Origin of the sequence: Streptomyces sp. NPDC048349 (assembly GCF_040651925.1) — a bacterium.
GTDB lineage: Bacteria > Actinomycetota > Actinomycetes > Streptomycetales > Streptomycetaceae > Streptomyces.
In genome coordinates this window covers 1-13265 of the sequence record NZ_JBEZLA010000104.1, presented here as the reverse complement: position 1 = coordinate 13265, position 13265 = coordinate 1, and the positions used below count along the sequence as shown (strand labels likewise).

The window sequence follows — 13265 nt, the reverse complement described above, 5'->3', positions numbered from 1 at the left end:
GCGCGCGGCACAGGCCGCGCGCCGGGGCTGAGGGGTGTGGATCAGTACGAGCGCGCGACGATCGCGAGGGTACCGGGGGCGTCGTCCGCCTCCGGGACCGAGCCGTCCTCGGCGATCAGGCAGCGCACGGAAACGGCCTGCTCCGCCAGCTTCGCCTCGCCCTGCGGACCCAGGTCCGCCCACGGGATGCGCGCCCAGCCGCCGGCGACGGCGGCCTCGGCGGCCTCCTCGATGGTCGAGACGTCCGAGGTCCGGGACTCGCGGCGCTCGCGGGACTCGCGCAGCAGCTGCGCCTGGTCCTCGTCCAGCACCTTCGGCAGCAGGTCCGGCAGCGCGGAGATCTGCACCGGCTCCTTGCCGCCCGGGATGCGGCGGGCCAGCATCGCGGTGCCGGCCTCCAGGTCGCGGGGGCCGATCTCGATGCGGACCGGTACGCCCTTGAGCTCCCAGTCGACGGCGCGGCGGCCGAAGGGGGTGTCCACGCGGTCGTCGATGTGCACGCGGATGCCGGCGGCCTTGAGCTGGGCGCCCAGCTCGCGCACCTTCGCCACGGCCTCGTCGCCCTTGATCGCCATGACGACGACCTGGACGTGGGCCAGGCGCGGCGGGACGCGCAGGCCGTTGTCGTCGCCGTGGGACATGATCAGGCCGCCGACCATGCGGGTCGACACGCCCCACGAGGTCTGCCAGACGAGCTCCTGCTTGCCTTCCTTCGACAGGTACTGCGTGTTGAAGGCCTTGGCGAAGTTGGTGCCGAGCTCGTGGCTCGTGCCCAGCTGCAGCGCCTTGCCGTCGCCCATCATCCCCTCGAGGGTGAGGGTGTTGATGGCGCCGGCGAAGCGCTCCTTGGCGGTCTTGCGGCCGAGCACGACGTCGATGCCGAGCACGTTCGTCATGAAGTCGCCGTAGACGTCCGTGTGGATGCGGGCGGCGTAGTCGCGGGCGTCCTCGTACGTGGCGTGGGCCGTGTGGCCCTCCTGCCACAGGAACTCGCTCGTACGGAGGAACACGCGCGGGCGCATCTCCCACCGGACCACGTTGGCCCACTGGTTGATCAGCAGGGGCAGGTCGCGGTAGCTCTGGACCCACTTCGAGAAGTAGTCGTTGATGATCGTCTCGGAGGTGGGCCGGACCACGACCGGCTCTTCCAGCTCCTTGCCGCCGCCGTGCGTGACGACCGCGAGCTCGGGGGCGAAGCCCTCGACGTGCTCCGCTTCCTTCGTCAGGTACGACTGCGGGATGAACAGCGGGAAGTAAGCGTTCTGGGCGCCCGCGTCCTTGATCCGCGCGTCCATCTCCTGCTGCATCCGCTCCCACAGGCCGTAGCCGTACGGTCGGATGACCATGGTGCCGCGGACCGGACCGTTGTCGGCCAGCTCGGCCTTGTTGATCAGATCCTGGTACCAGCGGGGGAAATCCTCCGCCTGCGGGGTGAGAACGGGTGCCTTTGCCATGGCGCGAATGGTACGGCGCCCGGTGCGTCGAGCGTGAATCGGGTGGCTCGTTCCTCTGGACGCGGGGGCCGATGGGGAGTTCCCTGTCAACGGGGGCAAGGGGGCGACACGGAATCAGGAGCGCTCTTTCTATGACACCGACGCCGACCGCGACGCTCGTCGCCCGGGACTGGGCCGAGATCCAGGAACGGATGCTGGTACCGCTGTACGAGGCGGTCTACGACCGGCTGGAGGTAGGGCCGGGAGACCGGCTGCTGGGCCTCGGCTGCGGGGCCGGGCTGCCCCTGCTGCTCGCGGCCGGGCGGGGAGCCGCGGCCACCGGTGTGGAGGCGGATCCGGCGCGGCGGGCCCTGGCCCGCGAGCGGCTCCTGGAGGTACTGGCGGCTCCGCCGTCCGTGCCCGCGGGGCCCTCGGCGGACGGCCCGTACGACGCCCTGCTGGCCTTCTCTCCCGACCCGGCGGCGCTGGAGCGGGCCCTGCCCGCGGTCCGGCGCGGAGGGGCGGTGGTACTGGCCGACTGGGGCCCGGCGGAGAGATGCACCGTGCCCGCGGTCCTGGGCGGGGGTCCCGCGCCGCGGGACCTGGACGCGCTCGTGGAGCGGGCCGGGCTGCGCCCGGACGGGTCGGGGCGGGTGTTCTGCCCGTTCGGCTACGCGGACGTGGACAGCGCGGTGCGCGGGCTGCTGTCGACGGGCCTGTACCCCGTCGCGGGCACGGGCTCCGCCTGGGCGCCGGACGCCGCGCCCTTCGGGATGGCCGATCCCGCGCTGGCGGAGAAGGAACTGGCCGTCGCCCTTCACCCGTACGAGCGGCCCGACGGGGCCGTCTGGCTGCCGAACATCTTCCGGTACGTGATCGCCCGAATGGCCTAACCGGCCGCGGTCAGTCGGTGTCGTGGCCCTTCGTCAGGCGGGTGATGCCGGCGGCGGCGTACGCGGCCGCCTCGTCCAGGGTCTCGTTGGCGAGCAGGGCCTCGGCCAGGGCATCGAGCTGGGGGCGGTGCTCGCGCAGCACGCGGCAGGCCTCCTCGTAGCACTCGTCGACGATCCGCCGCATCTCGTGGTCCACCACGTCGAGGGTGGTGGGGGCGGCGGACAGGCCGTACGGGCTGGCTCCGTCGGACGGGATGGCGGTGAGCTTGCCGACGCGCTCGCTCATGCCCCAGCGGCCGACCATGCCGCGGACGATGTTGGTGACCTGTTCGAGGTCGTTCTCCGCGCCCGTGGTGATGACGTCGTAGACGACGTGCTCGGCGGCCATGCCGCCGAGCGCCCCGATGATGCGGCCGCGCAGGTACGGCTCGGTGTAGGCGTACCGGTCGGCGTCCGGGGTCGAGAGGGTGACGCCGAGGGCGCGGCCGCGGGGCACGATGGTGATCTTGCGGACCGGGTCGGCGCCGGGCTGGAGCATGCCCAGGAGGGCGTGGCCGCTCTCGTGGTACGCCGTGCGGCGGCGCTCCTCCAGCGGCATGACCAAGGACCGCTCCGCACCGAGCTGGACCTTCTCCAGGGCGTCGGACAGGTCGGACTGGGTGACCTGGTCCTGTCGGCGCTTGACGGCCAGCAGCGCGGCCTCGTTGGCCAGGTTGGCCAGCTCGGCGCCGGTCATTCCGGGGGTGGTGCGGGCCACCTGGGCGAGGTCCACTCCCGGGGCGAGGGGGATGTCCCGGGTGTGGATGCGCAAGATGGCCTCGCGCCCGCCCCGGTCGGGCGGGGAGACGACCACGGTGCGGTCGAAGCGGCCGGGCCGGGTCAGGGCGGGGTCCAGGACGTCCGCCCGGTTGGTCGCCGCCAGGACGACGACCCCTTCGGAGCCCGAGAAGCCGTCCATCTCGGTCAGGATCTGGTTGAGGGTCTGCTCCCGTTCGTCGTGGCCGCCCAGGCCCCCGCCGCCGCCCCGCACCCGCCCGATGGTGTCGATCTCGTCGATGAAGATGATCGCGGGGGCCACCTTGCGGGCCTCGGTGAAGAGTTCGCGCACCCGGGAGGCACCGACGCCGACGATCATCTCGATGAACTCGGAGGCGGAGGCGGAGAAGAACGGCACCCCTGCCTCGCCCGCCACCGCCCGGGCCAGCAGGGTCTTCCCGGTGCCGGGCGGGCCGGACAGGAGCACGCCGCCGGGCATCCGGGCGCCCAGTTTCCGGTAGGCCTGCGGGTTCTTGAGGAAGTCGACGACGTCGTTGAGCTCGCCCTCGACCTCGTCGATGCCCGCCACGTCCTCGAAGGTGGTGCGCTGGGCGCCCTCCTCCAGCTCCACCGGCTTGGGGGGAGCCTTGCGGCCCAGCCCGCCGAGGCCGCCGCCCATCCCCGCGCTCATCCGGCGGGCGATGAACACCCACAGCAGGACCAGGAGCAGCATCGGGGCGAGCGAGATCAGCAGGTTGGCCAGGAAGCTGCGCTGGACGACGACCGGTGAGGCGGTCACGTTCACGTTCTGCTTGGTGAGGTCGGCCCACAGGTCGTCGTCGGCGAAGGCGGGGCGCTGGGTGACGAACTTGGTGTAGTCGCCCTTGTCCCCGTCGGGCAGCGGCTGTTTGGCCTTCAGCTGGCCCTGGATCGCGTCGCCCTTGGAGTAGATCTTCGAGACGTTGCCGCTCGCGACCTGCTTGCTGAACTCGGTGTACGAGATCGTCGGCTCGTCCCCCTCGTTGAAGAAGGACAGCACCAGGTTGGTGATCAGGTACACGATCAGGGCGGTGAGGATCAGCCCGCGCCAGCCGCCGGGCATCCGCTTCTTCGGCGGAGGCGTGGGCGGCGCGCCCTCGGAGCGCCAGGGCGTGTCGGCCCGGTCGCGGGGCGGTACGGGGGTGGGGCTGGGCACGGGGCGCCTCCTTCTGCCGTCCTCCTGGCCGACCATAAGCGACAAATCCGCCCGTTGCCCCTGCAGGAAGCGGCGCGAAAGCGGAGGGCCCCGGCCGTGATGCCACGGCCGGGGCCCTCCGTTGCCCGCGTGCGCGGGTCCTACTTCATGAACTTCTTGAACTCGTCCGGAAGGTCGAAGTCCTGACCCGGCTGGCCGCCGCCCGCCGGAAGGCCGAAGGGGTTGGCGCCGGGCGCGGGCTCGATCCCCTGCGGGCCCTGCTCGCGGCGGGCCGCTGCTGCGGCCTCCTCTTCCTTGCGCTTCATCGGGTTGCCGCTCTTGCGCTTGCCCTTGGCCTGCTTGACCTGCTTCTTCTGGCGGCCGGGGCCGCCGCCCATCCCGGGGATGCCGGGCATGCCGCCGCCCTGGGCCATGCGGGACATCATCTTGCGGGCGTCGAAGAACCGCTCCACGAGCGACTTGACCGCGCTGACCTCGGTGCCGGAGCCCTTGGCGATACGGGCACGGCGCGAGCCGTTGATGATCGTCGGGTCCTGGCGCTCGGCCGGGGTCATCGACTTGATGATCGCGGCGGTGCGGTCCACGTCGCGCTCGTCGATGTTGTTGATCTGGTCCTTGATCTGCCCCATGCCGGGGAGCATGCCGAGCAGCTTGGAGATGGAGCCCATCTTGCGGACCTGCTCCATCTGGGCCAGGAAGTCGTCGAGCGTGAACTCCTTGGGACCCTTGGCGAGCTTGGCCGCCATCTTCTCGGCCTCGGCCTGCGAGAAGGTCTTCTCGGCCTGCTCGATGAGGGTGAGCATGTCACCCATGTCGAGGATCCGGCCCGCCATGCGGTCCGGGTGGAACGCGTCGAACTCGTCGAGCTTCTCGCCGTTCGAGGCGAACATGATCTGCTTGCCGGTGACGTGCGCGATGGAGAGCGCGGCACCACCGCGGGCGTCGCCGTCGAGCTTGGACAGCACGACGCCGTCGAAGCCGACGCCGTCGCGGAAGGCCTCGGCGGTGTTGACCGCGTCCTGGCCGATCATGGCGTCGACGACGAAGAGGATCTCGTCGGGCGAGACCGCGTCGCGGATGTCCGCGGCCTGCTGCATCAGCTCCTGGTCGATGCCGAGGCGGCCGGCCGTGTCGACGATCACGATGTCGAACTGCTTGGTGCGCGCGTACTCGACGGAGTCCTTCGCGACCTGGACCGGGTCGCCGACGCCGTTGCCCGGCTGGGGGCCGTAGAACGCCACGCCCGCGCGGTCCGCGACGACGGAGAGCTGGTTGACGGCGTTGGGGCGCTGGAGGTCGCACGCGACGAGGAGCGGGGTGTGGCCCTGCCCCTTGAGCCAGAGGCCCAGCTTTCCGGCGAGGGTGGTCTTACCGGCACCCTGGAGACCGGCGAGCATGATCACGGTGGGGGCGGTCTTGGCGAAGCGCAGCCGCCGGGTCTCGCCGCCGAGGATCGTGACGAGCTCGTCGTTGACGATCTTGAGGACCTGCTGGCCCGGGTTCAGAGCCTTGCTGACCTCTTCGCCGCGGGCGCGTTCCTTGACGTTCGCGATGAAGGAGCGGACGACCGGGAGGGCGACGTCGGCCTCGAGGAGGGCGATACGGATTTCCCGGGCCGCGGAGTCGATGTCAGCCTCGGACAGCCGGCCTTTGCCGCGCAGGCCCTTGAAGGTATTCGCCAAGCGGTCGGAGAGCGTATCGAACACGGTGGTCGCGATTCCTCGGGTCGGGGGCGTTGTGGTCGACCCCCAGGGTATCGGGCCGCGCCGAGCGGTGGGCCCGGCGGTCCGATCCGGGCTCTGCCCGGACCCGCGCCCCAACCGCCGACGGGGCCGGATACGGCGGACGGCCGCCTGCCCGTCGCGGCGCAAAGACCTCGGGCTCGCCCCCGGACCGTCCCTCGAGGGCGCAGGCCGGAGCGGTGGACGGGCGGGGAGGTCCCGCTTCGCGCGGCGGCCCCCTCGTTACGCCAGGGCCGACGCCACCACCCCCGCCAAGGTGTTCGCGTGCGCCGGGTCCAGCGGCTTGCCCTCCGCGGTGGTCACGTACAGCGTGTCCACCGCGTTGGCGCCCAGTGTGGAGACGTGGGCGCTGCGCACCCGGACCCCCGCGCTCTCCAGCGCCCGCCCGATCCGGTGCAGCAGGCCCACCGCATCGGGCGCCCGCACCTCCAGGACCGTGGCCAGCAAGGAGACGTCCGCGACCACCGTGACCCGGGGCGGCGGCGGGACCACCCCGCGCCTGCGCGGGTAGGCGGCCTCGCGGTCCGCCAGCTTCGCCGGGACGTCCAGCGAGCCGTCCAGGGCCCGGACCAGGTCGGTTCGCAGCCGGGCGGCCTCCGGCAGCGCCCCGTACTCGGCCGCCACCCGCCACCGCAGCACCAGGACCTCGCCGAGCCGGTCCGGGAGCTCCACGGAGCGCAGGTCGGCCGCCCGTACGGTCAGCCGGTGCAGGGCGAGCACCCCGGCCACCGCCGGGAGGACCCCCGGCTGGTCGGGGACGGCCACGACGAGCTCCACGCCGACGGCGTCCTCCTCCTGGCGGGCGTGGAGGGCGAGCACCGGCTCCCCGGTGCGCAGGGCCTCCACCGCCAGGCGTTCCTGCTCGGTCGTCGGGATCTCCGGTTCCGCCGCCTCCTGCGGGGTCCCCCGCAGGACGGCGGCGACGCGCGCGACGAGGTCCGCGACCAGCGATCCCCGCCACGCGCTCCAGGCCGCGGGCCCGGTGGCCAGGGCGTCCGCCTCCGTCAGGGCGTGCAGGATCTCCAGCGTCCCCACCGAGCCCACGGCCTCGGCGACCGTCCGGACGGTCGCCGGGTCGTCCAGGTCCCGGCGGGTCGCGGTGTCGATCAGCAGCAGGTGGTGGCGTACGAGCGCGCCCAGTACGGCCACGTCCTGCGCGTCGAAACCGACCCGGGCGGCGACGTCGCGGGCGATCGTCTCGCCCGCGACCGAGTGGTCCCCCGGCCAGCCCTTGCCGATGTCGTGCAGGAGGGCGGCCATCAGGAGCAGGTCGGGGCGGCCGACCCGGCGGGTGAGGGCCGAGGCGCGCACCGCCGTCTCGATCAGGTGCCGGTCCACGGTCCAGGTGTGGACGGGATTGCGCTGGGGGCGGCACCGCACCCGCTCCCAGTCGGGCAGCAGGCGCGTGATCAGGCCCTCCGCCTCCAGGGCCTCCCACACGGCCACCGTCGGCTCCCCCGCACCCAGCAGTGTCAGGAGCTGTTCGCGCGCTTCGGCCGGCCAGGGCACCGGCAGCGGTTTGCCCTGGGCCGCGAGCCGGCGCAGGGCGTGCAGCGACACCGGCAGCCCCGCCTGCGCGGCGGCCGCGGCGAGGCGCAGCGCCAGGGCCGGATCGCGGTCGGGGCGCGCGGCCAGGGCCAGTACGGCCTCGCCGTCCGACTCCACGACCCCTTCGGCGAGCGGTGCCCGCGGGGCGCCCGCGGGGCCCCGGGTGCCCAGCAGACCGCGCAGCCGCGGCCGGGCCGAGCGCGCCCGCAGGACCCGGCCGACCTCGCGCCAGGTGACGTCCCCGGCGTACGCGACGACCCGCGCGGCCTCGTACACCTCGCGCAGCAGCGCGTCCGCGTCGAGCAGGCCGAGCTGCCGCGCGACCTGGTCCTGTTCCTGGAGCGCGAGCCGGTCGGTGGCCCGGCCGGTGACCAGGTGCAGGGCGTCCCGGGCGTCGAGGAGGCGCCGCCGGGCCTCGGCGAGGCCCTCGCGCGGGGCGTCGGCCAGCCAGGACGCCGCCACCGCCCGCAGCGCGGTGGCGTCCCGGAGTCCGCCGCGGGCCTCCTTGAGGTCGGGTTCGAGCAGGAAGCGCAGCTCCCCGGCGCGCTCGGCCCGCTCCCTGCACAGGGAGTGCAGCTGCGGGAGGCGCTTGGCGGCCTGGTTGCGCCAGTCGGCCAGGACGGAGGTGCGCAGGCCCGCGAGCAGGCCGGCGTCTCCGGCGACCGGCCGGGCGTCCAGCAGGCCCAGGTGCACCTTGAGGTCCTCGGCGGCCGTCTTGCGGGCCTCGGCGGGTGTCCGTACGGAGTGGTCCAGGGCGAGGCCGAGGTCCCACACCGGGTACCAGAGGCGGTCGGCCAGCGCGCCGAGCTGCCGGGGTTCGGCCTTGCCGTCGTGCAGCAGCACCAGGTCGAGGTCGCTGCGCGGGGAGAGCTCGGCCCGCCCGTAGCCGCCGACGGCCACCAGGCAGGCGCCGCGCACTCCGGTCTCCCGTACGGCGGTCGCGAACAGGGCGCTGAGCCATGCGTCGGTCAGCCCGGCCAGGGCGGAACGCCGCGAGGGCCCGGACCGCGACTCCTCCTGGAGGAGTCGCAGCCGGGCCGCGGCGTATCCGCTGGGTCCCGAGTCGGCCGTGTGGTCCGTGGATTCTTCGACGCTCGTCACCCAGGAGCTCCCGTCACCTAGAGCGCGTCAGCGCCGCGCTCGCCGGTGCGGACCCGGACGACCGAGTCCACGGGGACGCTCCACACCTTGCCGTCGCCGATCTTCCCGGTGGCGGCGGCGCTCACGATGACCCGGATCACCTCGTCGGCGTCGGTGTCCTCCGTGAGCACCTCGATGCGGATCTTCGGTACGAGGTCCACGGTGTACTCGGCGCCCCGGTAGACCTCGGTGTGGCCGCGCTGGCGGCCGTAGCCGCTGGCCTCGGTGACCGTGAGGCCCTGGACCCCGAAGGTCTGGAGGGCTTCCTTGATCTCGTCCAGCTTGTGCGGCTTGACGATCGCGGTGATCAGCTTCATGCGTCAACCTTCTTGCTCGCGGCGGCGGCGGGGACGGGTGCGGCGGTGCTCCGGGAGGAGGCTCCGCCGCCCGCTCCGCTGAAGTCGTAGGCGGTCTCGGCGTGCTCGACCTGGTCGATGCCGGAGACCTCGTCGTCCTCGGTGACCCGCATCCCGATCGTCTTGTCGAGCAGGAAGGCGAGCAGCGCGGACGCCACGAGAGAGTAGGCGAGGACGGAGAAGACTCCGATGGCCTGCTTGCCGAGCTGCTCGAGGCCGCCGCCGTAGAAGAGGCCCGCGACATCGGACTGGACGCCGCCGGTGGCGAAGAAGCCCACGAGGAGGGAGCCGACGATCCCGCCGACCAGGTGCACGCCGACCACGTCGAGGGAGTCGTCGTAGCCGAACTTGTACTTGAGGCCCACCGCCATGGCGCACAGCAGACCGGCGATGGCGCCGACGGCGATCGCACCGAGGGGGCTGACGGCACCGCCCGCGGGGGTGATGGCGACGAGGCCCGCGACCGCGCCGGAGGCGGCGCCGAGGGTGGTGAAGGAGCCGTGGCGCAGCTTCTCGTAGGCGAGCCAGGCGAGCATGGCGGCGGCCGTGGCGACCTGGGTGTTGACGAACATGACGGCGCCGACGCCGTCGTCGTTGCCGAGCCAGGATCCGGCGTTGAACCCGAACCAGCCGAACCACAGGAGGCCGGCGCCGAGCATCACCAGGGGGAGGCTGTGCGGGCGCATCGGGTCCTTCTTGAAGCCGACGCGCTTGCCGATGACCAGGATCACGCCGAGGGCGGCGGCGCCGGCGTTGATGTGGACGGCGGTGCCTCCGGCGAAGTCGATGACGCCGAGCTCGAAGAGCCAACCGCCCGCGCCCCAGACCCAGTGGGCGACGGGGAAGTAGACGACGGTGACCCACAGGGCGGTGAACAGGGCCCAGGCGCTGAACTTCACGCGGTCGGCGAGGGCGCCGCTGATCAGGGCCGGGGTGATGACCGCGAACATCAGCTGGAAGACGGCGAAGACGTAGACCGGGATGGTGTAGCCGTCCCACAGCTCGGTGATGCCGATGCCGCTGAGGCCCAGGTAGTCGGAGTTCCAGCCGATGAGGGAGCCGGAGTCGGTGCCGAAGGCAAGGCTGAAGCCGTAGAGCACCCACAGGATCGTGACGATCCCGAGGCTGATGAAGCTCATCATCAGCATGTTGAGGCTGCTCTTGACGCGGACCATGCCTCCGTAGAAGAAGGCGAGTCCCGGGGTCATCAGCATGACCAGGGCGGAGCAGATGAGCATGAACCCGGTGTTCGCGGCAGACAGCGTGGGGGCGTCTGCCGCGAGGGTCGTGATGGCTGATGCCATCGGCGTCTCCTCGTCGTCGGTACGTTCGCGTGCGGGCGATCGTGAAAACCTGAGCGGCGGCGTTCGGGAACTGGCCGGTTATTGGCCTTGAGATTCGCGCAGGCCGGTTTCCGGCGGCGCCGCCAGGTGTTTCGTGCCCGTGACGAAGAGGTCGGGCGTGTTACGCGTCCATGAACGGACTCTTGATCAAAGCCGGCCGCGGCAGTACCCGGATGTCCTGGCTGGGGGAGCCTGATCGGGCTTCACGGGGTGTCTGCCGCGGCCGGGGCCTCGGGGGCGGCCGGGTGGGCCGTCAGACGGCCTCCGCGGCTTCCGGGAGCCGGGCGGCGAGGATGTCGGTGAGCCGGACCACGTCGGCGACGTCGCCGTACTCACGGGCGGCGGTGTCGACGGTCTTGCGGAGCCGGGTGTTCACCCGCTCGGACCGAACCTTTTGCGCCACGTCGAGGGCCCGTCCGACGAGGACGGTGGCCTGCTCGGGCTCGCGCTGGAGCAGGTGGACGGTGGCCATGCCGATGAGGTTGAGGGCGTAGGAGCGCTGGTGCTCCTCGTCCTTCTCGAAGAGTTCGACGGCCCGCTCCATCACCGGTTCGGCGAGGGAGGCGTACGTGGGGCTGCGCCCGGCGACGTAGGCCAGGTCCCGGTAGGAGTGGGAGTTCTCGCCGTTCAGTTCGGCCTCGGAGAAGAAGCGGATCCAGTCGGGCTCGGGCTCGCCCCCGAAGCCGACGTCGCCGAAGGTGTCCTCGGCCATCCGCACGGCCCGCTTGCAGCGGCTGGGCTGCCCCATGTTGGCGTAGGCACGGGCCTCCATCGCATACAGCATGGCCTGGGTGCGCGGGCCGGCGCAGTCACGGCTGCCGTACTGGGCGAGGTGGATGAGTTCCAGGGCGTCCTCGGGGCGGCCCAGGTGGATCATCTGGCGGCTCATGCCGGAGAGGATGTACGAGCCGAGCGGCTTGTCCCCGGCCTCCTTCGCGGCGTGCAGCGCGAGGACGAAGTACTTCTGCGCAGTGGGGTGCAGGCCGATGTCGTAGCTCATCCAGCCGGCCAGTTCGGCGAGTTCCGCGGCGACCTTGAACAGCCGCTTCATGACGGGGGCCGGGTGGTTCTCCTGGAGCAGGTCGGTGACCTCGTGGAGCTGGCCGACCACGGCCTTGCGGCGCAGGCCGCCCCCGCACTGGGCGTCCCACTGGCGGAACATCACGGTGGTGGCGTCGAGGAGGTCGAGCTCGGGTTCGGAGAGCCGCGGCGGTCGGGGACCTCCGAGGGCGCCCGCCGGCCCCGCCGCACGCGGTCCCGGGTCGGCGGCCGGGGCCGGGACGAGCCAGCGCTGCATGGGCTCGATGAGGGCGGGGCCGGCGGACAGGGCCAGCGAGGTCCCGAGGAAGCCGCGGCGGGCCAGCATCAGGTCGCTGCGGGAGAACTCGCCGAGCAGTTCGACGGTCTGGGGGCCGGCCCAGGGCAGGTCGACGCCGGAGACGGAGGGGGTCTGGTGGGCGGTGCGCAGGCCGAGCTGCTCGATGGCCACGACGGAGCCGAAACGCTCCGAGAACAGCTCGGAGAGGATCCGCGGGACGGGCTCGCGGGGCTGCTCGCCGTCGAGCCAGCGGCGCACGCGGGAGGTGTCCGTGCTGATGTGGTGCGCGCCCATCTGGCGGGCCCGGCGGTTGACCTGGCGGGCGAGTTCGCCCTTCGACCAGCCGCTGCGGACGAACCACGACGTCAGCTGGACGTTCCGGTCGGCGGACTCCACCACGTCCCCGTCCGTTCCGCTTGCGCCGTTGCCGCTCACTGGAACGCCCCCATCCGCTCAGCCTCTTCCACACGAAACCCTGACGGGAGCGGCGACCGCCGCCACGGACCTTCACGAGTCCTTCACGTATTGCCTCCGGCATACCCACGGACGGGCCCGCCTTCGGGGTTCGTGTACCGAAAGTAATCCTACGATCACCCCTCCCGCGAGGCCGATCCCGGAAACGCCACCATTCGCCACCCCTTCGAATGAACTCGCCACCGGCCAGGCGCGATTCACTTGACACCAAGGTGAACAGCGATCGGTTGGACAGGAGTGCGCCAGGGCGCACGCGGCGAGGAGTGCGCCGGTCCGGCCGAGGTCGTAACCACCGGAGCGTCCGACCCGTTGGAGGGGGCATGGGCATGGGCTTCACGATCGGCGGCAGCCGAGGCACCAGGGAGTTCCGCTCCGCCGCCCGGCGCCGCGGCCGGACCTCGGAGTGCACGGCGGTGGCGGAGTACACCGGGCTGTGGGGCTGGGACGTGGTCCCGGGCGCCCGCGCGGCGGCGCCGGCACGCGACTGCTCCTGCGGGGACGCGCAGTGCACCGCCCCCGGGGCGCATCCGCTCGCCTTCGCCCCCACGGTCAAGGCCGGGGCCACCCTGGACGAGGTCACCGAGGCCTGGGGCGAGTACCCCGGCGCGGCGGTGCTGCTCCCCGTCGGCCGCACCTTCGACGTCATCGAGGTCGCCGCGGAGGCGGGGCGGCGGGCGCTGGTCCGGCTGGAGCGGATGGGCCTGCCGCTCGGTCCGGTCACCGTGACCCCGGACGGCAGGGCGCAGTTCTTCGTGGCGCCGGGCGCCGCGGCCGGACTGCCGCAGCTGCTCTACCGGATGGGCTGGGACGACGCCGACCTGGACCTGCGGGCCCTGGGCGACGGCTGCCACGTGACGGCCCCGCCCTCCGACCGGTCCGGGCTCGGCCCGGTCTCCTGGCTGCGGCCGCCGGCGCTCGACTCGGCCGGGGGTCCGCCGCAGGCCCGACTACTGCTCGGCACCCTCGCGTACATCTGCCACCGTTTCCGCCGGTAGCCGCAGCCCGTCCCCCGCAGGCGTGTGCCCCCGCGTTGCCGCCCCGCACAAACCCCCCCCCCCCCCACCCCA

The 13265-nt window shown here is 72.7% G+C and carries 9 protein-coding genes; 2 read left to right on the top strand and 7 right to left on the bottom strand.

Annotation, left to right across the window (positions count from 1 at the left end; genetic code table 11):
* Positions 1-41: 41 nt before the first annotated feature.
* Positions 42-1454 (bottom strand): proline--tRNA ligase, encoded by a 1413-nt coding sequence (proS, locus tag AB0D44_RS32935; RefSeq protein WP_362598120.1) that lies wholly within the window; start codon positions 1452-1454, stop codon positions 42-44.
* A gap of 131 nt (positions 1455-1585) precedes the next feature.
* Between proS and AB0D44_RS32930 the strand changes: the two genes are divergently transcribed.
* Positions 1586-2326 carry a methyltransferase type 11 gene (locus AB0D44_RS32930; RefSeq protein ID WP_362598117.1) on the top strand — a complete coding sequence of 247 codons (741 nt, stop codon included), beginning with the start codon at positions 1586-1588 and terminating at the stop codon, positions 2324-2326.
* 10 nt (positions 2327-2336) lie between these two features.
* Here AB0D44_RS32930 and ftsH read toward each other — a convergent pair whose 3' ends face one another.
* The 6 genes from ftsH to AB0D44_RS32900 all read right to left on the bottom strand — a co-directional run bounded on the left by ftsH (position 2337) and on the right by AB0D44_RS32900 (position 12159).
* Positions 2337-4277, bottom strand: coding sequence for an ATP-dependent zinc metalloprotease FtsH (gene ftsH / locus AB0D44_RS32925; RefSeq protein ID WP_362598114.1), 1941 nt, complete (start codon positions 4275-4277; stop codon positions 2337-2339).
* A 140-nt stretch (positions 4278-4417) separates the two neighbouring features.
* Positions 4418-5983 carry a signal recognition particle protein gene (gene ffh / locus AB0D44_RS32920; protein ID WP_362598111.1) on the bottom strand — a complete coding sequence of 522 codons (1566 nt, stop codon included), beginning with the start codon at positions 5981-5983 and terminating at the stop codon, positions 4418-4420.
* 258 nt (positions 5984-6241) lie between these two features.
* On the bottom strand, positions 6242-8668 hold the full coding sequence (locus tag AB0D44_RS32915; protein ID WP_362598109.1) for a [protein-PII] uridylyltransferase: 2427 nt from the start codon (positions 8666-8668) through the stop codon (positions 6242-6244).
* Between the two features lie 17 nt (positions 8669-8685).
* Complete coding sequence (locus AB0D44_RS32910; protein WP_362598106.1) at positions 8686-9024, bottom strand: P-II family nitrogen regulator; 339 nt, start codon at positions 9022-9024, stop codon at positions 8686-8688.
* Positions 9021-10367 carry an ammonium transporter gene (locus AB0D44_RS32905; RefSeq protein ID WP_362598103.1) on the bottom strand — a complete coding sequence of 449 codons (1347 nt, stop codon included), beginning with the start codon at positions 10365-10367 and terminating at the stop codon, positions 9021-9023. The genes AB0D44_RS32910 and AB0D44_RS32905 overlap by 4 nt, the downstream gene beginning before the upstream one ends.
* A 292-nt stretch (positions 10368-10659) precedes the next feature.
* Positions 10660-12159: a hypothetical protein gene (locus tag AB0D44_RS32900; protein ID WP_362598100.1), complete on the bottom strand. Its 1500-nt coding sequence runs from the start codon at positions 12157-12159 to the stop codon at positions 10660-10662.
* A 365-nt stretch (positions 12160-12524) separates the two neighbouring features.
* Here AB0D44_RS32900 and AB0D44_RS32895 point away from each other — a divergent pair, with 365 nt between their 5' ends.
* Positions 12525-13193 carry a bifunctional DNA primase/polymerase gene (locus AB0D44_RS32895; protein ID WP_362598097.1) on the top strand — a complete coding sequence of 223 codons (669 nt, stop codon included), beginning with the start codon at positions 12525-12527 and terminating at the stop codon, positions 13191-13193.
* The last annotated feature ends 72 nt before the right edge of the window (positions 13194-13265 follow it).